This is a genomic window from Stenotrophomonas sp. YJH_SMC_94-11 (genome assembly GCF_059370435.1).
Genome location: NZ_JCAFTR010000003.1, coordinates 332,198 through 353,663 on the forward strand (window position 1 = coordinate 332,198; position 21,466 = coordinate 353,663).

At 66.2% G+C, this 21,466-nt stretch carries 14 protein-coding genes and 1 pseudogene; 7 read left to right on the forward strand and 8 right to left on the reverse strand.

The window, feature by feature from the left end:
* Positions 1-17: 17 nt before the first annotated feature.
* Positions 18-2,348, reverse strand: coding sequence for a TonB-dependent receptor domain-containing protein (locus AC5P74_RS08365; protein WP_329841783.1), 2,331 nt, complete (start codon positions 2,346-2,348; stop codon positions 18-20).
* Positions 2,349-2,571: 223 nt separating this feature from the next.
* Between AC5P74_RS08365 and AC5P74_RS08370 the strand changes: the two genes are divergently transcribed.
* Complete coding sequence (locus AC5P74_RS08370) at positions 2,572-3,054, forward strand: hypothetical protein (RefSeq protein WP_005416092.1); 483 nt, start codon at positions 2,572-2,574, stop codon at positions 3,052-3,054.
* Between the two features lie 113 nt (positions 3,055-3,167).
* Here AC5P74_RS08370 and aceE read toward each other — a convergent pair.
* Both aceE and AC5P74_RS08380 read right to left on the reverse strand, forming a co-directional pair.
* A pseudogene (gene aceE, locus AC5P74_RS08375) lies at positions 3,168-3,461 on the reverse strand (pyruvate dehydrogenase (acetyl-transferring), homodimeric type); the annotation flags it as partial.
* Between the two features lie 244 nt (positions 3,462-3,705).
* Entirely contained in the window at positions 3,706-4,005 is a 300-nt protein-coding gene (locus tag AC5P74_RS08380) for a hypothetical protein (RefSeq protein WP_053499112.1), read from the reverse strand.
* A gap of 139 nt (positions 4,006-4,144) precedes the next feature.
* Between AC5P74_RS08380 and AC5P74_RS08385 the strand changes: the two genes are divergently transcribed.
* The 4 genes from AC5P74_RS08385 to AC5P74_RS08400 all read left to right on the forward strand — a co-directional run bounded on the left by AC5P74_RS08385 (position 4,145) and on the right by AC5P74_RS08400 (position 10,366).
* Entirely contained in the window at positions 4,145-4,660 is a 516-nt protein-coding gene (locus tag AC5P74_RS08385; RefSeq protein ID WP_329841784.1) for an RNA polymerase sigma factor, read from the forward strand.
* Positions 4,657-5,679: a FecR family protein gene (locus AC5P74_RS08390; protein ID WP_329841785.1), complete on the forward strand. Its 1,023-nt coding sequence runs from the start codon at positions 4,657-4,659 to the stop codon at positions 5,677-5,679. Before AC5P74_RS08385 ends, AC5P74_RS08390 begins: the two co-directional genes overlap by 4 nt.
* A 141-nt stretch (positions 5,680-5,820) precedes the next feature.
* A complete protein-coding gene (locus AC5P74_RS08395) occupies positions 5,821-8,760 on the forward strand; it encodes a TonB-dependent receptor (protein WP_329841787.1) in 2,940 nt (979 codons plus the stop codon).
* 10 nt (positions 8,761-8,770) lie between these two features.
* Entirely contained in the window at positions 8,771-10,366 is a 1,596-nt protein-coding gene (locus AC5P74_RS08400) for an alkaline phosphatase D family protein (RefSeq protein WP_329841789.1), read from the forward strand.
* 109 nt (positions 10,367-10,475) lie between these two features.
* Here the strand turns inward: AC5P74_RS08400 and AC5P74_RS08405 are convergent, their stop codons facing one another.
* The gene (locus tag AC5P74_RS08405; RefSeq protein ID WP_329841790.1) at positions 10,476-12,584 is read right to left on the reverse strand and encodes a phosphocholine-specific phospholipase C; all 2,109 of its coding nucleotides are present in this window, start codon (positions 12,582-12,584) and stop codon (positions 10,476-10,478) included.
* Positions 12,585-12,592: 8 nt separating this feature from the next.
* Entirely contained in the window at positions 12,593-14,971 is a 2,379-nt protein-coding gene (locus tag AC5P74_RS08410; RefSeq protein WP_188248749.1) for a TonB-dependent receptor domain-containing protein, read from the reverse strand.
* A gap of 150 nt (positions 14,972-15,121) precedes the next feature.
* Here AC5P74_RS08410 and AC5P74_RS08415 point away from each other — a divergent pair, with 150 nt between their 5' ends.
* Positions 15,122-16,651, forward strand: a complete 1,530-nt coding sequence (locus AC5P74_RS08415) for an OmpA family protein (RefSeq protein ID WP_253137456.1) — start codon at positions 15,122-15,124, stop codon at positions 16,649-16,651.
* A gap of 12 nt (positions 16,652-16,663) precedes the next feature.
* Here the strand turns inward: AC5P74_RS08415 and AC5P74_RS08420 are convergent, their stop codons facing one another.
* Together AC5P74_RS08420 and AC5P74_RS08425 are read right to left on the reverse strand one after the other, a co-directional pair.
* Positions 16,664-17,590, reverse strand: a complete 927-nt coding sequence (locus AC5P74_RS08420; RefSeq protein WP_171958205.1) for a c-type cytochrome — start codon at positions 17,588-17,590, stop codon at positions 16,664-16,666.
* Entirely contained in the window at positions 17,587-18,933 is a 1,347-nt protein-coding gene (locus AC5P74_RS08425) for a c-type cytochrome (RefSeq protein WP_134955202.1), read from the reverse strand. The genes AC5P74_RS08420 and AC5P74_RS08425 overlap by 4 nt, the downstream gene beginning before the upstream one ends.
* 182 nt (positions 18,934-19,115) lie before the next feature.
* Between AC5P74_RS08425 and AC5P74_RS08430 the strand changes: the two genes are divergently transcribed.
* Entirely contained in the window at positions 19,116-20,234 is a 1,119-nt protein-coding gene (locus tag AC5P74_RS08430; protein ID WP_329841793.1) for an alpha/beta fold hydrolase, read from the forward strand.
* Positions 20,235-20,315: 81 nt separating this feature from the next.
* On the opposite strand, the gene AC5P74_RS08435 is transcribed toward AC5P74_RS08430, so the two are convergent.
* Entirely contained in the window at positions 20,316-21,455 is a 1,140-nt protein-coding gene (locus AC5P74_RS08435; RefSeq protein WP_253137469.1) for an MFS transporter, read from the reverse strand.
* Between the last annotated feature and the right edge of the window lie 11 nt (positions 21,456-21,466).

A 21,466-nucleotide genomic window follows, 5' to 3' on the forward strand; every position in this document is an offset into this window, starting at 1 on the left:
GCCGAATCAGGCTCTCCTCAGAGCTTTAGCGTCACACCCACCTGGAAGCCCCGCCCCGGCAGTGGCGCGATGTATTTCAGTGGCGAGTTGTGTGGACGCGCTTCCTCATTGAGCAGGTTGCTGCCGTTGACGAACACTTCCATGCCGGCGATGTAGCTGCTGCGCACCGGCAGTTCGCGGCTGACCTGCAGGTCAACCAGGTTGAACGCATCCAGCGGGATCTCCTCGCTGACGTTGCGGCCGAGGTACTCCTGCGTGTCGTAGTAGGTGCTCGACAGCTGCGCCTTCCAGCCTTCGCGCTGCCATTGCAGGTTGGCGCCGTAGCGGTTGGTCGGCATGTTCGGCAGGTACTCGCCATCGTTGTGGGCGCGCAGCGGATCGGGGTGGTCGGCCTTGTTCTTCACCAGATCGGCGAAGGCAGAGATGTTCAACGTGCCATAGCGGCCCAGGTCAAGTGCCTGCGATGCGTCGATCTCGAAACCCTTCACCGTGGTGTCGGTCTGCTTCCAGTACTTGAGCGGCAGACGGTTGGCGGTCTGCAGGCCGGAATGGCCGAGGTAGAGATAGTTCTCGTACTTCATCCGGTAAGCAGTGGCCGACAGTTCGAAGCCGCCGATGTGGAACAGGCCGGTCAGCTCCAGGTTCTTCGCGCGCTCCGGCTTGAGGTTCTGGTTGCCTTCTTCCTGGGTCATCACCGAGTAGTGTGCGTTGCTGGCATACAGCTCGTTGATCTCCGGTGCGCGCTGCGAAGATGCGTAGCGCACCTTGGCGGCGAACAGAGGACCGAGCTCGACACGGGAGCCCACGCTGTAGCTGTTGAGCCGGTAGGAACGGTCCTGCAGCTTGGTATTGGCGGCGTTGCGTGCGGTCCTGAAGCGGCTGGGCTGCAGCTCGTGGTCGACGCGCTCGTGGCGCACACCTGCATCGAAGGTGGCCCAGCCGACGTCCAGTGCCTCTTTCAGGAACACCGCGTTGCTGCGGGTGTCGACGTCGGGCAGGTAGCGCAGTGAACCGCCGCCGGTGACCTGCCGCGACTGGTGGCTGAAGCCGAGCAGGCCGCTGAGCGGCCCGAGCCGCAGGTGACTGAGCAGCAGTTCGACCTGGCTGCTTTTGAAGTCGTAGTCATTGGCCCGGGTGCTGCCCAGGTGCTCGCCCGAAGTGTTGTCCAGCCTGGAAACTCGCAGCTCCGCGCGTTCGAACCACGGCAGCGGATCGCGCAGCAGGGCTTCCAGCGCGTAGCGTTCCTGCTTGATCACCACGCCCACCGGCAGGCCATCGGCATCGTTGGAGCCGAACGACAGATTCTGCATCGAGAAGCCCGGCACGCCGTACTCGCTGTCTTTGGCATCGATGCTGACACCCACGTAGCCACGGTCGAAAAACAGCGTCGACCCGAAGGCCACCTGCGAGTTGCGTGCGTAGCTGTTGCCCAGCCGGTGATGGTAGTCGGGCGTGACATCGTTGTTGATCTGCTTCTGCACGTACGACGGTGTGCCGGGCACGTAGGCCGGGTTGACCGGATTGATGTAGGTGCGGCGCTGCCAGACCGAGGTCGGGTTGTTGGTGTAGAACGAAAAGTCACCATCGGCCCAGTCCGGGTTCTCGGTCATGAACTGGTCGATGTACGGCTGCGAGGCCTTGTTGTAGATCTGCTGGACGCGCGCCTCTTTCTGGCAGCTGTCGGCCAGCGCCGAGTTGACGCCGCCGGTAGGCGGGAACAGGCGGGTGTTGCAGACGTCGGATTTGCTGTTGCCCGGGATGTCGTAGTGCGAGATGCGCTGGCGCGAGACCTGCAGGTTGGTCGAGAGGCTGCGCTGGTTGTTGAAGTTCATGCGGAAGCCCTGAGCGTCGGCGGCATTGAAGCCCTTGCGCAGGATCAGTTCCATCGACTGCTCCTTGTCTCCCATGCGGCGCGGGACCAGGCCCGAATCGATCTCCACGCTGCCGCCGATCGCATTGCCGCCATAGCGCACGGCGTCCGAGGACTTGTTGACGGTGACGCTGCGCACGAACAGTGGATCGAACGGAATGTTGATGTCGCCGCTGATCGCGTTCATGCCGAGGATGGACTGGCCATCCTGCAGGATCTGCACGCGGTTGCCGCTGAGGCTGCGGATGACGGGGGCGCCCGCGTTCGGCCCGAAGGCGCTGCTCTGCACGCCGGAGACATGTTCGAGCACGCTTCCGAGGGTACGGTTCTGCGCCTGTGGATTATCGACGGTGACCCGGCTGTCGATGCGCGAGAGCGGGGAGGCCTGTACCTGGAGGGTGGGAAGGGTAGGCGCGTCCGCAGCGTGGGCGGTGTGGACGGCGAACAGGGTGGCGGCAGCAAGCAGGTGGCGACGCATGGCAGGACTCGTAAAATAGAAGTGAAATGTTATAACGTAACTATTTGTATCGACAAGGACGTGATGAGGCCTTGCCGCCAGACCTGAATCGCGGGAGGCGCGAACGAGGTTGCCGCGCGTTCAGCGCCCTGCCTTGTGCGGGGCCCCGATGCTGTGCACGATCCGAAGCGCTGCGCCCCACGACGCGTCACGCAGCACCTTCTTCACTGGAACGGAGCAACGTATGAAGCTGTTGTCCGCTGTGTTGTTGTGTGCGTGTTCGCTGCCGGCCGGGTCGGCGCTGGCCGTGGAAGCGTCCCCGTCGCCGCTGCTGGGGCGCTGGTCGCTGGACACCGCGACCTCGGCACTACCCGAGGCGCAGCGTCCGAAGCAGGTGGTGCTGGAGTTCAAGGACGCCGGCGGTGGCCGCTGGAGCTCACACGTGGATATCGTCCTGCACGACGGCAAGACCATGAAGTCCGACGGCACGTTGGCGCTGGATGGCACGCCGGGTGCCCTGTCCGGCACCTACGGCGCGGACAAGGCAAACCTGAAACTGCCGGCCCCGAATACGCTGGTGATGCAGTTGGTGGATCACGGGACGCCCGCCTCCACCCGCATCTACACCGTGGCGGATGACCGGGCGACGATGACCGAGACCAAGGCGTTCTACGGCCACGACGGCACGCCGATCCTGCAGACCAATCTGTTCAAGCGCATGCCGTAGCGATGCTGCGTTCACCAGGCTCGCACAACGGGCGTGGTGAACGCAGCCGCCTTACACCGCGGACGGATCGTGCTTGCCAGTGTCGATGCCGTACTTGTCGATCGCGTCCTGTATCCAGCACGCAGCACCATCACCATCGCGTTCCAGCGGATCATTGCGTTCAGGCGGCGCTCGATGGCCAGGTCACCGGGATAGGGCGGCTGGCGTTCGGGCGGGATGGTATTGACGTAGGCCGTCCATGCGCGGGTATGCAGGTCGCCGTGCTGTTGCGCGTCCAGATCGCTCAGCTGGTTGATCAGGTAGTGCGCGCGTGGCCGGCCACCGGCCTGCATCACCGCCTCCAGCGATTCACACCACTCCCGCGCTTCCAGCGGGTCGGTATCGAAGGGGATCAGGGCTTGGTTCATGACTGTCTCCAGAGGGCGCCGTTTGGACGTCTGCCTGAGCGACAACACCATCAGGGCGCACAGCACTGGAGCGGGGTCGCAACGGCAATGCCGTGACGCGAAGGGCGACCGTGGCGGCCACCGAGAAGACAAGCGTAGGCCTGGCCCCGCGGCTTCGATAGGCGGGCCCGGCTTGGGTCTCTGGCAAGCAAGGGTTGGTGCCGGGCGCCGCATCATGCGCGGATGCACTGCGTACCGCCGCTGATCAGGCCGGGTACAGTCCAGGCAGGAACATCGGGATGACCGCCACGCCGGCGCACAGCAGGCACCAGGCGACGATGGGCAGCCAGCGCGCCAGACGCTGGGCCGGTTCTGGTACGCGACCGCCGCCGATCCACAGCAGCAGCGTGAGCACGCCCAGTGCATAGGCGAGGGCGACGATCACCGGATGCACATGGATGACCCGGCTGGGCGGCCACATCTGCTGCTGGTAGGCGGTGGTGTGGGCGACCAGCAGCAGGAACAGCAGGCTGCTGAAGGTGTGGATGGCGGTGCGTGCGTTCATTGCTGGGCACTCCTTGTGCCGGCTGCCGGGACATTGCAGGGGCGGCATTCTAGCGGCTGCCTGCCGGTCGTTGAAACGCCACTGTCATCGATGGCGGTCACCCTGCTGGGCTTTCCAGCCTCGGGGTGGTTGGCCGGCCGTGAACAGCGTGAGGATCTGGGAGAAGAGCTACGAACTGCGGCGCCGGCTGCTGCGTGGCTTCTTCCTGCGTCGCGGTTCGGCCAGCGAAGATGCCGAAGACCTGGCGCAGGAGGTCTATCTGCGGCTGCTGCGCAGCACCGGCGAGGATGCCGACGCGGTCCAGAACCCGGAAGCCTACCTGTTCACCGTGGCGGCCAACCTGGCGCGCGAGCACGCCCGCGTGCGGTCGTCGCTGCCGCCGCTGGAAGACATCGATCTGCTGGCCGAAGTGCTGAAAAGCGAAGAAGACATCGAGCGCGAATTCGAGCGTGCGCAGCGCTGGAACGATATCCGCAGCACCATCGCGCGGTTGCCGGCGACCACGCGCCGGGTGATGGAGCTGCACTACCGCGACGGGCTGGACTGCCCGGGAATCAGCCAGCAGCTGCAGGTGTCGGTGCACATGGTGCGCAAGCATATCGGCAAGGGGCTGGAGGCCTGCAGGAAGGCGCTGGGCGCCAGGGAGCTCACATGAATCGGTATCCATCACGCAGGCCTGACGACGAGGTCGCACGTGAGGCGGCGCACTGGTTCCTGTGCAATCGCGAGGGGGTGCTGGACAAGGCCGGGCGTGTCGCGTTCCTGGACTGGATGAAGCGCTCGCCCGAGCATGTTCGCGCCTACATGCGCGCGCTCGCGTTGCACCGGCAGGTGGGCGAGGCGCTGCAATCGCCGTTGGCTGATGAGGCGCTGGTGCCACCGCGGCAGGTCGCCGCCAAGGTGGTGCCGCTGTTCGGTCGTGCGCACGCGCCGCCCCGCGCCGCGCTGCGTCGCGGTCGCGTGCGCTGGTGGACGGTCTCTGCCGCGGCCTGTGTTGCCCTGATCGGCGTGGGCCTGGTTTCGCAGGTGATGCCCACCGAGCAGCTTTACAGTGCCGGACAGGGTGAGCTTCGCGACCTGGTGCTGCCCGACCAGACCCAGGTGCGGCTCAACGCGGACAGCCGACTGCGGGTACGCATGGGCTGGTTCAGCCGAAAGGTGGAGCTGCTGCAGGGGGAGGCCACGTTCGACATCGCCCGCGACCGTCGTCCGTTCGAGGTGGAAGTGAACGGCCTGGAGATCCGGGATATCGGCACGGTGTTCGATGTATCGCGACGGCTGCAGAGCACACGCATCGGCGTCGTCTCCGGCGAGGTCGAGGTCTGGAGCCAGGGCGCGGGTGCCCACCGCCTGGCCCAGCTGGAGCAGGGCCGGGTGGTGCAGGTCGATGCGCGAAGCCATGCCGTCGAGTCAGTGGACATGCCGCTGTCGATGCTGCTGGACTGGCAACAGCGCAAAGTGTCCTTCCTCGATGAGCGGCTCGATGAGGTGGCAGCTGCCTTCAACCGGCACAACCAGGTGCAGGTGCGCGTGCTGGACGAAGGCGCGGCATCGGCACGGTTGTCCGGCAGCCTCGATGCGCATCGCATCGGTGCGCTGCAGGCCTTCCTCGAACGCGACCCACGCTTCGTGGTGAGGCGCGAAGGCGACACAGTGCGGGTCGGCAGTCGCTGAGGCCCGCGCGGTGGTGGGCTGTCAGAAAAAATTCATCGAATCCGCGTTCTCCACTTCGGTGGATGCGGGCTCTTACTTGGAAGAAGCCGCTGCCGAGCCACGCAGCGGCGCCTGCTGCCTTCTCTCTTCCAAGGACCCGTGATGCGCAACACGCTCTACCTGTCGATCATCCTCGCCCTGTCTCCCTGCAGCGTGCCAATGGCGGCCGCGGCCGCGGCCGCTGCCGATGGCCTTGAAGCCCGCGTGTCGGCGCCGATCGCGGCGCAACCGCTGGCCCGTGCACTTGAGCAGTTGTCGCGCAGTTCCGGCGTGCAGTTCCTGTACTCGGGTAGCGGTGAAGCGCACATGGCCGGGGCTGTGCCACGTGGCGCCACCGTCAAGCAGGCGTTGGACGCACTGCTGGCGGGTACCGGCCTGGGCTACACCGTGGTGGATGGCAATGTCATCGCCATCGATCCGGCACCCGCACGCAACGCGCCGAAGCCAGCCGCGCCGATGCCGCGCGAGGCCGGAGCGGTGGTGGCGCCGACCCTGGACACGGTGAAGGTGATTGCCGCGCACGAGGTGATCGACCAGAAGAAGTCGTCGCCGGTGATCAAGGATTCGGTGGTCTACGACGAGATGGACAGCTACGGCGACGAGACCCTGGCCGAGAGCCTGATGGCCGCTCCAGGCCTGAGTGCGGTGGAGGATGCTGGTGAGCCACGTTACGTGACGGTACGCGGCGTGCAGGCCAACCTCAACTACACCACCATCGATGGCATCGCGATTGCCAGCGTGGGTGGCAGTGGCTCCGGGGAGCGCATGAACAACCTGCAGCTGATTCCCAGCGACATCGGCACCCGTACCGACATCTACAAGAGCTTCAGCGCGGAGCAGGCACCGGATGCGATCGGCGGTGTGATCGACATCATCAGCCGCAGTGCTTTCGACCGGTCGGGCAGGTACGTGTTTGCCGACGTGGCAGGCATCTATTCCACAGCCGAGACCAACGTCGAGCGCAGCGCTGGCGGCAACCACGAGACCCTGGGCCATTTCGGCAAGAGCGCCAAGATGGTGTTCTCCGACCAGTTCGGCGCCGACCAGGAGTTCGGCATCGTTGCGGTGGCACGCTATGAGCAGCGTTCACGCAACAGCGTCAAGCGCTGGGTGGAGTCGAACTACTACTACAACGACGCTGGAAAATACCTCACCGACGGCACCACCGGTCCGGACGAGGCCAAGGGCTGGAACGGCCTGCGTGCGCCTGGCAACTTCAGCACCGGCACCTATACCAACTTCATCACCAACTTCGGTGGCTCCGCCAAGCTTGAGTGGAAGCCCTCGGATGATCCGTTCTACGCATCGCTGTTGCTGTACTCGTACCGGTTCTACGAGAACTCGACGATGAACAAGACGGATCTGTATGGAAACGCCAAGTTTCCGATCCGCAACCAGACCGAGGACAGCGGCACCACGCAGATCAACAGCATTTACATCAAGAACCGACACGACCGCTGGGACCGCAGCAACCGTGGCGCCATCGCCAGCTTCAACTGGGACATCGGCGACCGTTCGCGCCTGACCCTGCGCGGTGGCCACACCGAAGAGACCTTCCATAACAGCCAGGTCTACTGGGGAGTGCGCGCCTACCCGAGCAATCTGTTCGTTGACTACGAAAACGACAGCCACGGTTTCCCCAATGCGGTGGCGGTTTCCGATTCCAGCCTGCTGACCAGCTCCGCGTTCAAGCTCAATCCGGCGCAGGCCTATGTCTCTCCGCGCGATGCCAAGGAGAGCATCGACAACCTGCGCGCGGACTTCAGCTACAACATCGACGCCGATGCGCGTGGCTTCGGCCTGGCCACCGGTGCCGAGTACCGCCACCTGAAGATCTGGCAGGACATCGACTTCGACTACTTCAAGAGCAGCGCCACGCTCAACGACTACCTGTATCCGGGTTCGACACTGCTGGGCAGCGTGCCCGGCTTCCCGCTGATCGACAACCGCAAGTGGACCGAGGAACTGCTGCCGAAACTGGGCAGCAACAATGCGGCGTATCCGAATGCCAACTTCACCAGCGACTACAAGTACGTGGAGGACATCACCAATGCCTATGTATCCGCGCACTACGCCTGGGACCGGCTGCTGCTGATCGGCGGCCTGCGCTACGACCACACCCGCTTCGATGCCTACAGCCCGTTCAGCGATGATGGCGGCGCTACCTATACCTCTGCGTTCCGCAACACGAGCGGTGGCTACAACAACCTGCTGCCCTCGTTGAACGCAACCTTCAAGCTCACCGAGGACCAGCGCCTGCGCTTCTCCGCCAGCCGCACGCTGGGCCGGCCGACGCCGAGCAACATCGCCCAGGCCACCAGCACCAGCTGTGGCGATGACGAGGAGGGCAGGGGCTTCTGCACCATCAAGCAGGGCAATGCCGATCTGCAGCCGCGCCGTTCCACCAACATCGACCTTGCATGGGACCTGTACTTCAACGGCAACAACGGCCTGGTCTCGGTGGCGTTGTTCGACAAGGTGATCAAGGACGACATCTACACCCTGACCACCTTCGAGAACGTGGGTGATACCCGCTACCGGGTCACCCAGCCGATGAACACCGACGAGTCGAAGCTTCGTGGCGTCGAGTTCGCGGTGGCCAATCGCAATCTGCAGTGGGGCCGCCAGCGCTTCGACATGTACTTCAATGCAACCCGGCTGGAAGGCCAGACCAACTACCGCATCAGCGACGGCACCGAGCGTCGCCTGGATCGCCTGCTGTACCAGCCGGACTGGTCGCTCAATGGTTCGGTGATCTGGCGCATGCCATGGAGGAGCGCCCAACTGCGCCTGTCCGGAACCTACCGCAGCCGGATGCTGGTCGACTTCGGCGACACCGAATGGCTGGATTCGTACTACGACCCATACCTGACGTTCAACATGGCTTTCAGCCACAAGGTCGGCAAGCACGTGACGCTGAAGTACGAGGCCAAGAACCTGTTCAACACCCAGCCAACCTACAGCACCGGTCCGAACGGGCGTTTCCGAACCGAGATCGACGACTACGGCCGCTTCTTCTACTTCCACATCATCTACAACTGAGGGCACAGCCGTGGATACGATCAATCGCAGGCGATTCCTGGCGCTGGCCGGCCTGTCCGCTGCCGGTGCCTGGATGGGCACGGCACATGCGCTGGCCGCGCGGGCCGATGCCACCGCGCTGAACCCGCGCAACCTGCTGGCCAAGCCGCGCTTTGCCAGCACACCTTTCACCCTGGGCGTGGCCTCGGGGGATCCCTCGGCCGATGGCATGGTGCTGTGGACGCGCCTGGCGACCGAGCCGCTGGTGTTCGGCAGTGGCATGCCGGCCCGGCCGATGCTGGTCGATTGGCAGCTGGCCGCGGACGAAGGCATGCGCAAGGTAGTGCGCCAGGGTTCGGCGATGGCGCATCCCGAACTCGGTCACGCCGTGCACGTGGAGCTGGACGGGTTGGCGCCCGGAAGGCCCTACTGGTACCGCTTCACCGTGGGTGGCCATGCCAGTGCGGTCGGTTGCACCCGCACGCTGCCGGCAGCCACGGCAGCGGTGGATCGCGTGCGCTTTGCGGTGGCAGGTTGCCAGCACTACGAAGAAGGCCACTACACCGCGTGGCGGCGCATCGCCGAGGAACCGCTCGACTTCGTCTTCCACTACGGCGATTACATCTACGAAGGCGAAAGCCAGCCGGGCCTGCGGAAGATGAACGGCCAGCCGTTCACCAACCTGCGCAACCACGTCGGCCCGCAGATCTATACGCTGGATGATTACCGCCGCCGCTACGCCCAGTACAAGAGCGATGCCGACCTGCAGGCCGCTCATGCATCGGCTCCCTGGTTCGTCACCTTTGACGACCATGAAGTGGACAACAACTGGGCCGGCGCCGAAGACCAGGACGATACGCCCAGCGAAGTGTTCCTGCTGCGGCGCGCGCAGGCGTTCCAGGCCTACTACGAGAACATGCCGCTGCGCCGTTCGGCGTTCCCGCGCGACGGCCACATGCAGATGTACCGGCGCGCACGCTACGGCACGCTGATGGACCTGCACCTGCTCGACACCCGCCAGTACCGCAGCAAGCAGGTGAACATGACGCTGCGCGAGGAGGTGGAATCGCCGGAGCGCAGCATTGTGGGGGCGAAGCAGGAGCGCTGGCTGTTCGATGGCCTGTCCGATGCCGCGCCGCGCTGGCATACCATCGCCCACCAAGTGGCGCTGGGCAACTACATGCGCGAGAAGGACGGGGTAGTGCAGTCGTCCGATGACCAGTGGTCGGGCTACCTGGACAGCCGCCGGCGCCTGCTCGAGCACATCCAGAAGGTGGGCTTCGGCAACGTGGTGACCGCCTGTGGCGACGCGCATCGCCACTATGCCAGCGATCTGGTGCAGGACCACCGTGACTCGGGCGTGATCTCCAGCGAGTTCCTCGCCACGTCGATCACCTCCGGGGCCGATGGCCAGGGCGTGGACGCGTATGCCAGGAACCAGCTTGCACACAGCCCCTATCTGAAGGCGACCATCGACAAGCGTGGCTATGTGCTGTGTGATGTCACCCGTGATGCGTGGATCGGCGACATGAAGACGCTGGATACTGTGATGCAGCCGAATGGCGTGCTGCAGAGCTGGAAACGCTATGCGGTGGAGCACGGCCGGCCGGGGCTGCAGGAGGCCTGAATCTGCCGATCTGCCGCGTAGAGCCGAGCCCATGCTCGGCTGCTTTGTCGGGGCAATGCGACCAGGGCGAGAAGCAGCCGAGCGTGGGCTCGGCTCTACAGAGGGCTCCTCAATCGTGCTCGAACCGCAAGGGCTCGCTGCCCATTGCCGGATCACTGGTGCCGGGGCGCCCATCCTCGGCGCGGCCGGCCAGTCGCAGTGCACTGTCGCCCGCACCGATGCGCAGGTCGTACCACCCTGCGGTGGGCGCCGCGTCCCATGCCACCGTGGCCTCAGCATGCGCCGGCAGCGCCAGCGCCTGCTCAGGCATGTGCCCGGCATAGGCACCGGCCTGCACCCGCACATTCTGCGCGCTGTTGTGCAGATTGCGCAGGTGCAGCCGCAGCTGGCCGTCCGCGCGATCGATTGAAGCCTGCACGGCAGGAGCCTTGAACGCACCCTGGAAGTGGCGGTGGAAGCCGTTCGGACCAAGCAGCCAAAGGTCATAGCGGCCCTGGGCGTCCAACGGCCAGCGCTCGCGCAGCGGCGTACCTGGCAGCAGCGTGTAGCGGCGTGGTACCGCATCCAGCCGCAGCCGATCGTAGACATGCAGCACTGCCGCCGCGCCTTCGCAGGACAACGTCAGGTCCACGCCCGCAGCGTCGACCGCAGCGATCGATGCCTGCGGTCGATAGGGTAGGGCGCGCGCGGGACGTACACCGCTTTCCTGTTTCGCTGGCTTCAGCCCCTCCGGCAGCGTGGGCACGGTGCGCCCCGGCAAGGCAGCGGCGCGTGCGGCAACCGCACTCACGTCGGGCAGGCCGCGGACGAACGGGCGGGTATCGCGCTGGGCAAAGTCGAACGCATTGCTGAGGTCGCCGCAGACCGCGCGGCGCCACGGCGAGATGTCCGGTGCGGCCACGCCAAAGCGGCGCTCGATCAGCCGTATGACCGAGGTGTGGTCGTACACCTGCGAATCGACCCAGCCACCGCGACTCCACGGTGAGATCACGTACAGCGGCACGCGCGGTCCCAGACCGTACGGGCGCCCGCGCAGTTCGGCGAGATCGTACTTCTCGTCACCCGGTGCCGGGTGGCGGTGGTACTCGCCTTCGGTGCTGACCGAGGACACACCCGCCCAGCCACCGTCCACCGGCGAAGGCGGGGCAGGTGGCGGCATGTGGTCGAAGAAGCCATCGTTCTCGTCGAACATCAGCAGCAGGGCAGTGCGGCTCCATACCTGCGGATCGGCGGTCAGCGCATCCAGTACGCGCGCGGTATAGCCCGCGCCCTGGGCGGGACTGGAAGGACCAGGATGCTCGCTGCCTGCCGCGTCGGCGATGATGAAGCTGACCTGCGGCAGGCGCCCGTCAATGACGTCCTGGCGCAGCTGCGCCAGGCCGCGCGTGCTGACCCCGCGCGCGCGAAGCTGCGGGTCATGCCCCGGCGCCGCGCGGTGGGCCTGGCGGAAGGCCTCGAAGCCCGCCAGCGGGTTGTCGGTGAAGTTGTCGGCCATGTCCTGGTAGATCTGCCAGGACACGCCGGCCCTCTGCAGGCGCTCGACATAGCTGGTCCAGCGGTACGACGCCGGGTACCCGCCCTGTTCGGGAAAGTTGTCGTGCGAATTGGCGATCACCGGGCCGCCGGCACGCGCATGCCCATCGTTGTGGCCGGTCCACAGGAACACCCGGTTCGGGTTGGTGCCGGCCTGCATTGCGCAGTGGTAGGCATCGCAGATCGTGAAGGCATCGGCCAGGGCGAACTGGAACGGCAGGTCGCTGCGCTGGAAGTAGCCCATCGAGTGGTTCTGCTTGGCCTTCGGCCATTGCCCCATGCGACCTTGGTCCCAGGCGCGCTGCGCATCGGGCCAGGTATGCGGCGTGCCTTCCACGCGCATGTAGCCGAAGTGCGCGGCGGTATCCAGCGGGAACGGCGCGATCGCGCGCTCGCCGCTGGCATCGGGCTGCAGCCACAGGCTGCGGACGCGGCCACCTGCTTGCAGCGCGGCGGCCGGGGCGACGAACCGATCACCGAAGCCACGTACGCCCGGCAGCGTGCCGAAGTAGTGGTCGAACGAGCGGTTCTCCTGCATGAACACCACGATGTGCTGCAGGTCTTCCAGGCTGCGCGTCTGCGCGGCGGGGGCGATCGCGGCGGCCCGGGCGATGCTGGGCAGCAGTGGAGAGAGGCCGGCGGCAACGCCGGCCTGCAACAACCGGCGTCGGCCGATATCGGTCACAGGCTCACTCACAGGTCTACGCGGAAAGAGATGCCGACGGTGCGCGGAGCGCCGATGAAGGCGTTGTCGCGCCCGTCCACCCCTGCAAGATACCGTTTATTGGTGAGGTTGCTCACCACCAGGTTGGCGCCCATGCCCTTCAGGCGCGGCGACAGGCCCTGCAGGTCGAAGCCGATGTTGGCGTTGAGCACGGTCGCCGACGGCAGCTTGTTGACGTTGGCGGCGTCGAGATAGCGCGTGCCCAGGTAACGGCCGGACAGGCCGAAGTTCCAGTTCTCACCCTGCCAGTCCGCCGACAGGACGAGGGTCTGTTCGGGCTGGCCGATCACCTTGGCGCCATCGACGATGCCCAGCTGGGTATCGCGCGCGGCATCGCCGCTGCCGAGGTACTTGGAGCGGTTGTAGGTATAGGCGGCGTTGAGGCGCCAGCCGTTGTCCCAGCCGTAGCCGAACGCGGCTTCCAGCCCGTTGCTCTCCACGCCGCCGAAGTTCTCGTAGACGCCGTCGGTCTCGCCGAGATAGTCGATGCCGCTGACGAAACCTGCCGGCAGGTAGACGATGCGATTGTCGAACTTGATGTTGTACAGGGTCACCGAGGCGGTCAGCGGCCAGCGGCTGATGCGCATGCCCACTTCAATGTTGTCGGCGGTCTCCGGCTCGACGTTGCGGAAGCGCTGCGGGTCGGTCTCGCCGAGCACGCCGGAAGGAATCGCGGCGAAGTTCTGCGAGAAGCCGGCGAACAGCTCCATGCCTTCCACGCCCGGTGCCCAGGTCAAGCCGGTGGACAGCAGCGGGTCGGACCTGGAATCGGATTTGACGTGTTCGCTGGCACCGATCACGCGGCGGCGCGACTGGTCGACGAAGAACTGCTTCACGCCCAGGCGTGCGCTGAACGGCCCGAATCGCGCCACGTCCTCGACGTAGTACATCTGCTCGTCAACCTTGTACTTGTCCTCGAACTGTACCCAGTACGGCTGGTGGTCGAAGGCGATGTCCTGGCCGACGTTGAGCAGGCGATGCCAGTCGCGGCGCGCCGAACGGTCCAGCTTCTCCACCCACAGACCGCCACGGATCGTGTTGTCGACCGTGCCGAAGGTCTGCCGCCACTCGACGTCGGCGGTCACGCCCATGCGGTCGTTGTCGTAGTGCGTGTGGCGATACGACTGCGCGCCCAGCACGTTGCCGGCGTAGCAGTTCGGATCGTATTCGGCGGTGAAGCCCAGCCGCGGCGTGCAGTTGGCCAGGCGCTGCGCGGCGCTGCCGTCGGGATTGACGAAGAAGATCTGGCCACGGTTGCTGCCGCCGTACACGGTTTTTCCACCGATGTACTCCGACTCGGGGCGGCCCGCACCGTCATCGCTGACCTGCGCCAGATAGGGAGGCAGCCAGTCGCCACGACCTTGCATGCGGTGCCCGTAGGCGGCCACCGAGGCCTTGAAGCCGTTGCCACCGTCGAAGGCCGCGCGCAGGTAGCCGAAGGTGTTCTCGCGCAACGCACGCGAGCCGGAACGGTAGTTCTGGTCCAGGTAGGGAATGCCGGTGAGGGTACCGACCAGGTTGTCGCGATCCGGATTGGTCGCGAAGCCCTTCGGTGAGACGCTGGTGTATTCCGGCTCGTCGGCATCGTTGTAGGACAGGTAGCCGGTCAGGGTCCAGCGATCCAGTTCGGTGATGAACTTGCCGGCGATGTGGTCGTTGCTGGTCTTGCCGCTGCCATCGATCCAGTCATGCACGCGCGCCGACGAGGCACTGACCCAGGCGCGGGTGTGGCCGCCGAGCAGGCCGGTGTCGTAGCGCACGTAGTACTTGCGCGCATCGTTGTCACCGGCGCCGACCACGAAGCGCAGGCGGCTGTCCTGCAGCGGGTCGCTGGTAAGGAAGTTGAGCGTGCCGCCCAGGGCCTCGTTCGAGCGCGAGGAGATATCGGCAGTGCCCTGGCTGACTTCCACCGTTTCCAGGTCGAGGGTGTCGATGTAGCGGTTGGCCAGCGAGCCGCCGCCGTAACCCGAACCGCCGTTGGGGAGGCCGTCGATGGTAGTGCCGATCTGCTGTGTGTCGCGGTTGGTGACAAAGCCACGCATGCTGATCTGCGTGCCCCACACCGATGAGCCGGTGGCATCGGCTTCGCTGACCACCACGCCGGGCACCTCGTTGAGTGCATCGTTGACGCTGCTCATCACGGTCTGCCGGTTCAGCGTTTCCGCGCGCACCGATGTCTTGGCGTAGCTGGTGGCCTGCCCGATCACCTGCACCTGATCGAGGGTGCGGGCATCGCTGCTGCGCGCTTCGGCCGCCTCGCCCTGCGGTGCTTCGGCCAGGGCGTCCAGTGCGGGGGCGATCAGCAGGGCCAGCAGCGAGACACGGGGAAAACGCGCAATCGTTCGCATCGAAACCGGACCTTCAGAGGGAGGAAACCCCGGAGTGTCGGCAGCGCCAATGACATCGGCATGACGTGGCAGCGCAGGAACGATGGCACTGTGGGGGCGGTCACGGCCTTCGGGTATGCTCGGCGCTTCAATGGACCTGAGGTGGTGGCGATGCAGAAGCGATCGAAGATCTGGCTGGGCGGGGCAGCCCTGGTGTTGCTGGCAGGATGCAACCGGGCGCCCTCGAATGGAGAGGTGGCACCGCCCGCGCCAGCCACGGCGGATGAGACCGCAGCAGCGGCCGCCGCCCCGGCCGGTTCAACAGCCGCCGCCGATGGCGCCGCGCTCACCGACCGTGAGGGCAAGGCTGTGCCGCTGGTGCCCTTCGACCCAGCCAGCGTGCCGCTGAGCGACGCCGCGCTGGGCGAACTACCGTTCTTCAGCCTGCCGCAGGGCTATGCGCCGCAGAACGCACCACACCCGCGGGCATGGGCCCGCTTCCCGTTCCGCATGGGCGAGGGGGTGCATTGGGTGGAAGGCCCGAGCTGGTCGGCGCGCATCGTGGCCGACAGCAACAACGCTCCGGACAAGACATTCTCCGCAATGGAAGTGCAGCGCAACTTCGATGGCGTGATCACCGCTGCCGGTGGCCGCAAGGTGTTCGAAGGCGAGCTGCTGCGCGACATCTACTACGGCCCGCAGCTGGAAGGCGAGATTGGTGGGGGCTTCATCGACGCAGTGAACGGTGAACAGGACGCGCCCACCACGGTCTATGTGCTGCGCCAGGCCGACCGCACCGTGTGGGTGCAACTGGCGGTGGACAGCAATGGCGCCGGCCTGGTGGTCGTGGATGAAGTGCCGTTCAAGGCCACCGCGCAGTGGTCGGACAGCTTCCCGCATCTGTCCTTGCCCGCCGGTTATCGTGACCGCAACAAGGCCGAGCAACGTGATTTCGATGCCTTCCCGTTCTGGACCGGTGATCGGTTCGAACAGGTTGAGGGCCGCACCTTCGCGGCTGATTTCGACAAGGGTGAGCGCGAGTACTCGATGCACGAAGTGCGCCGCAACCTTGAGGCGATGATGGCCCAGGCCAACGGCACCAGGGTATTCGAGGGACGCATCCCGCATGAGGCGGCCGAGAGCGTGCCGAAGCAGGTGCAGTCGTCCTACGGCAACGCGGCCAGCTACAGCTGGGACAACCATGACACCGTGGTCTACCGCGTCGATCTGGCAGACGGCCGCCAGGTCTGGGTACACGCCCGCCTGGAATACCTCAGTGCCGGCTGGGTGGTGGCCGAACGCACGGGCTTCACCCAGACCGCGGCGCTGTTGCCGGCCGATGCGCTGAAGAAGAAGCTGGACAGCGACGGCCGCGTGGCGATCCAGGTCAACTTCGCCACGGACAAGGCGCAGATCCTGCCGGCCTCCGAACCGCAGCTGGCGCAGGTGCTCGAGCTGCTGCGGGCTGATCCGGCGTTGAAGCTGTCGATCGAAGGCCACACCGACAACAGTGGTGCCGCAGCACGTAACCGCAGCCTGTCGGAGGATCGCGCGGCCTCGGTGGTGGCCGCGCTTACCGCAAAGGGCATCGCCGCCGACCGCCTGCAGGCGGCCGGATTCGGCGCCGACAGGCCGGTGACTGACAACGGCAGCGAAGAAGGCAAGGCACGCAACCGGCGGGTCGAGCTGGTCAAGCGCTGACCCACGGGGTGCTCAGTACCGCGCGTCCTTGGGTTTCGGGTCGCGCGGCCAGTCCTTGCTCTTGTTGGCGAAGTCCGGCCGCGGCTGGTTGATGAAGTAGCTGGCGATGTCCACCGCATCCTGGTCGGGCATCACCTGCTGCCCCAGTGGGGGCTCGCGGGTCACCGCCGGCGGCATGTTGTGCTTGACGAAGCCGGCGGCCTTGTACAGGCGCGCCATGCCGGCGCCGATGTTGAAACTGTGGTCGCCCCACAGCGGCGGGAAGGCGATGTCACCGCTGGCGTCGCGCCGTCCTTCGCCGTTGTCGCCATGGCACGCGGCGCACTGCACGGCGTACAGTGCCTGGCCACGGATCGGGTCCGGGGCCAGCGTGCTGTCGATGGGCCCCTCACTGGGGGCGGACACCTTTGCACCCTCTGGCACAGGACTGCTCAACCACGCCATGTAATCGAGCATCGCGCGCATCTGCGGCGAGTCCTTCGGCAGAGGCTTGCCGTTCATCGAACGCTGCAGGCATCCGTTGATGCGCTCGGTCAGCCCGATCACCTTGCCCGGGCGCGGCATGTAACGCGGATAGGCGCCGCCGCCTGTGTTGAAGTAGTGATTGCCGAAAGGCCGCTTGCCTTCGGCCATGTGGCACGAATTGCAGTTCAGATCGTTGCCGACATTGTCCGGCAGCAGCCGTGCAGTCTCGTTGAGGAGGCGGCGGCCGAGCATCACCGATTCGGCATTGCCGAGACCGGCGATCTCCTCGGCACTCGGCGCATGGTAGTGGCCGACCACTTTGCCCTGCGCATCGAGGATATCGATCGTGCTGGCCACGGCGGCATCCAGGTCCGGGTACAGATGACGGTAGGCCAGGGTACCGGCGCCGGTCAGCACCATTAGGGTGATCGCACTGCCGATCAGCAGGCGCAGACGCGTGCGCGAACGCTTCATTGTGCGGCCTCCTGCGGAACGTAGTGCACCGGCTTGTCGCGCACCACCCGACGCATGCGCGCCACGTCGACCTCGCTCACTGCGCTGGCCTGATTGCCCCAGCTGCTGCGGATGAAGGTCAGGATCTGTGCCAGCTGCGCGTTCGGCAGCTGCTCGAAGCCTGGCATGCTGAAGGCCATGCGGTCGTGCCGGGTATGTGGTGTGCGGCCGCCGATCAGGGTCACCTGCACCAGCGAGCTGGGGTCATCGGCGAACACGATCGAGTTGCCCGCCAGCGCCGGATAGACGCGGGCCATGCCGCGGCCGTCGGCGCGGTGGCAGGCCTGGCAGTGCTCGGCATAGGCCAGCGAACCGGCCACACGATAGTCGCCGCTGCGCAGTGCGGCGGTGGTGGTGTCGGTACCGGGGGACCACTGCGAACTGCGGCCCTCACGCGCCGGCAGCTGTTTCAGGTAGCGGGCCATGGCCAGCAGGTCGGCGTCGGACAGGTACTGCGTGCTGTGCTCGACCACGTCGGCCATGCCACCGAAGGCCGCCGATCGATCAGTGCGCCCGGTGCGCAGGAAGTCCACGATCTCACCCTCGCGCCAGCTGGCCAGACCGGTCGATTCGCTGCGCAGGTTCTTCGCGTACCAGCCTTCCAGCACCGAACCGGACAGGAACTGGCGGCTGCCATCATCGGCCATCGCCTTTTCCTGGAACGCCAGCCCGCGTGGCGTGTGGCAGGCACCGCAATGCGCCAGGCCTTCCACCAGTTCGGCACCACGCTGCTGGCCGGCGTCCAGCGACGGATCCGGGCTGAAGCTGCGTGGGCGTGCGAACAGCAGTTGCCACCATGCCAGAGGCCAGCGCATGTTGGCGGGCCATGGAATCGTGCTGTCGGCGTTGTCCTGCTTCACCGGCTGCACCGAGCCCATGAAATAGGCGTACAGCGCCTTGATCTCGGCGTCGCGGGCAATCACGTACGAGGCGTACGGCATTGCCGGATACAACGGCTGGCCATCGTGACGGATGCCGCGACGTACCGCGCGTTCAAAGTCGGCGTAGTCGTAGGCGCCGATGCCGGTTTCCGGATCGGGGGTGATGTTGGTCGAGTAGATCGTCCCCATCGGCGTCTGCATGCCGAGGCCACCGGCGAACGGCTTGCCGCCCGGCGCGGTGTGGCAGGCCGCACAGTCGGCGGCGCGCGACAGGTACTGCCCCTGTGCGATCAGCGCCGGGTCGTGGATGTCGACCTGCGCGGCCTGCCGAGGTGCGAACCAGTAGGGCGTGCTGCGGGCGATGCCATAGGCGGCGGCCAGCGTGGCGGCCAGGGCAATGGCGAGCTTGAACGAGGTGCGCATGGGGGCACTGTGGGCAAGCATGCCGGCGTATTCATTGATCCGGATCAATGCCGAGGTCGATCGCGCCATTGTGACAACCTGAATCGATCCCGCATTGTCATCAAGCCGTCATCCACGCGCGATAGATGGCCTACGCCCGCGTCGTTAACCTGCCACGCTGTCGCATCCTTTCCCGATTGCCCATGAAGCGCCTGCTGCTGTTGCTGCTGGCGTGCGCCGGCCTGTGGCTGGCTGCATGCTCATCCTCGATCAACGCCTCGTCTACCTCGCTTGCCGACCGGCTGATCGCGCCAGGCGGCGTGTCGACCCTGCTCGATCGCCCGCGCATCGCCGCGGCCATTGCCGGGCTGCCCAACCGCCATGGCTTCGCAGCGGGTCGCGATGGCGTGCCGATCTTCTGGCGCGTGTTCGACCCCGGCGACTACGGCGCGCGGTACCACTACCTTCCGCAGCGTCATGAGAACGGCCAGCCTCTTGATACCGGCCTGAGTCTGGCCGTGCCACAGCCGTTCCGCGCGCAGGCGCCACGCGGCACCGTGGTGCTGCTGCATGGGTGGATGATGAATGGTGATTCGATGCTGCCATGGTCGCTGCAGCTGGCCGAGTCCGGCTACCGCGTGGTCACGCTCGATCTGCGCAACCATGGCCAGTCCGGTGCAGGTCCGTCCGGCTATGGCACCTATGAATCGGATGACGTCGTCGATGTCATCGGCGAGCTGCGCGCGCGCGGCGAAGTGACCGGCCCGCTGTACCTGTTCGGTGTGTCCTATGGTGCGGCCACGGCGGTGTTCACCGCCGACAAGCTGGGTGACCAGGTGGCCGGCGTGGTGGCGATGGAATCGTTCGCCAATGCCGGTGCGGCGATCCGCACGATGATCCCGCACCTGATGGGACTGCAGCCGGAGGGCCTGAAGGCGCAGGCGGTGGCGTCGTACGCACGCTGGCGCTATGGGGGCCAGGACATCAACCAGGTGATCGCCGCCGCCAGCCGCCGTATCGATGTCGATCTCGACCGTGTCGACGTCGCGCGTGCGCTGGCCGATACCCGCGCCTGCGTGCTGCTGCTGCACGGTCAGGGTGACCAGCACATTCCGGTCAGCCAGGGCCGGCAGCTTGCGCAGGCCAACCCGCGCGCGCACTACATCGAAATGCGTGGAGAGGACCACATCACCCTGCCGCTGCGGCTGGACCTGCTGGCCGGCGTGGTGGATGACTGGATGGCGCGCGACGAGCACCACCCGCAGAGCGCGTGCCCAGCCCCACAGCTGCCGGCCCAGGCCGAATGGCTGGCACACGGCTGAAAAAAGGGGACGGAGGGGATTAAGTCGTTTGCAGCACACTCGGGGCAGATGCGACTTAATCCCCTCCGTCCCCTTTTTCTGTCAGGTCACGCGCCGTGCCAGTGAGCGGGCGGAGGCGGCTACGCCCAGCAGCAGTAGGGCGACGCACAGGAAGGCAAAGCCGAGGCTGGTGGCATGTGCCACTGCGCCGATCGCCGCCGGACCAGCGAGGATGCCGGCGTAACCCAATGTGGTCACGGCAGTGATGGCGATGCTCTCCGGCATCACCCGCTGCTGGCCTGCCATCGAGAACAGCGCCGGCACGATGTTGGCGCAGCCCAGCCCGACCAGCACGTAGCCGGCCAGCGCCACCGGAAACGAGGGCACAAGCGTGGCCAGGGTGAAGCCTGCCGCGGCCGTGATACCGCCGAAGACCAGGGTGCGGGTGCGGCCGAGGTGCTCGACGATGCCGTCACCGAACAGGCGCATTGCCGTCATCGCCAGGGTGAACAACGCAAAGCCGGCCCCGGCCTGGTCACGCGGCACCTGCCGCACTTCGGCCAGGAACACGGCGCTCCAGTCCAGCATCGAGCCCTCGGCGAGGAACACCACGAAGGCCAGGACGCCGATGAACAGCACCACGCCATGCGGCAGTGCCAGCAAGGGGCCTTCGTGCAGGATCCGTTGCGGACGCCAATGCGGCGCCGACAGCATCGCAATCAGCAGCAGTGCCACCACCGAAACCAGCGCGGCCAGCCACAGCGGCGTGCCGAGGATCAGCAGCCCGGTCATGCAGCCAGCACCGACGAATCCACCGATGCTGTAGAAGGCGTGGAAGCCGGACATCATCGCGCGCCCGGCATCGCGCTCGACCGCCACCGCCTGCATGTTCATCGCACAATCCAGTGCACCGACGCCGGCACCGAACACAAACAGTGCCGCGCCCAGCGACACCGGCGAGGGTGCCAGCACCAGCAAGGGCAGGGCGCACAGCATCATCGCGCAGGTGATCACCATCACCCGGCGGCAACCCAATCGCCCGGTCAGTGCACCTGCCAGTGGCATCGCCAGCAACGAACCCAGCCCAAGACACAGCAGCACGGCGCCGAGGCTGGCGTCGGACAGCCCGGCCTTGGCCTTGGCGTAAGGCACCATCGGCGCCCACGCGGCGGTGGCGAATCCAGGAATGAAGAAGGCGGCACGGGTGGCGTGCTGCTGGGCACGCGGAGATGAAGGCGTCATGCGAGGGCGGG

Excerpts from the sequence above, each read along its gene's own strand:
- AC5P74_RS08390 (WP_329841785.1), top strand. The coding sequence starts at position 4,657 with ATGAATCGGTATCCATCACGCAGGCCTGACGACGAGGTCGCACGTGAG.
- AC5P74_RS08420 (WP_171958205.1), bottom strand. The coding sequence starts at position 17,590 with ATGAAGCGTTCGCGCACGCGTCTGCGCCTGCTGATCGGCAGTGCGATC.
- AC5P74_RS08435 (WP_253137469.1), bottom strand. The coding sequence starts at position 21,455 with ATGACGCCTTCATCTCCGCGTGCCCAGCAGCACGCCACCCGTGCCGCC.
- AC5P74_RS08395 (WP_329841787.1), top strand. The coding sequence starts at position 5,821 with ATGCGCAACACGCTCTACCTGTCGATCATCCTCGCCCTGTCTCCCTGC.
- AC5P74_RS08415 (WP_253137456.1), top strand. The coding sequence starts at position 15,122 with ATGCAGAAGCGATCGAAGATCTGGCTGGGCGGGGCAGCCCTGGTGTTG.
- AC5P74_RS08370 (WP_005416092.1), top strand. The coding sequence starts at position 2,572 with ATGAAGCTGTTGTCCGCTGTGTTGTTGTGTGCGTGTTCGCTGCCGGCC.
- AC5P74_RS08425 (WP_134955202.1), bottom strand. The coding sequence starts at position 18,933 with ATGCGCACCTCGTTCAAGCTCGCCATTGCCCTGGCCGCCACGCTGGCC.
- AC5P74_RS08365 (WP_329841783.1), bottom strand. The coding sequence starts at position 2,348 with ATGCGTCGCCACCTGCTTGCTGCCGCCACCCTGTTCGCCGTCCACACC.
- AC5P74_RS08430 (WP_329841793.1), top strand. The coding sequence starts at position 19,116 with ATGAAGCGCCTGCTGCTGTTGCTGCTGGCGTGCGCCGGCCTGTGGCTG.
- AC5P74_RS08410 (WP_188248749.1), bottom strand. The coding sequence starts at position 14,971 with ATGCGAACGATTGCGCGTTTTCCCCGTGTCTCGCTGCTGGCCCTGCTG.
- AC5P74_RS08380 (WP_053499112.1), bottom strand. The coding sequence starts at position 4,005 with ATGAACGCACGCACCGCCATCCACACCTTCAGCAGCCTGCTGTTCCTG.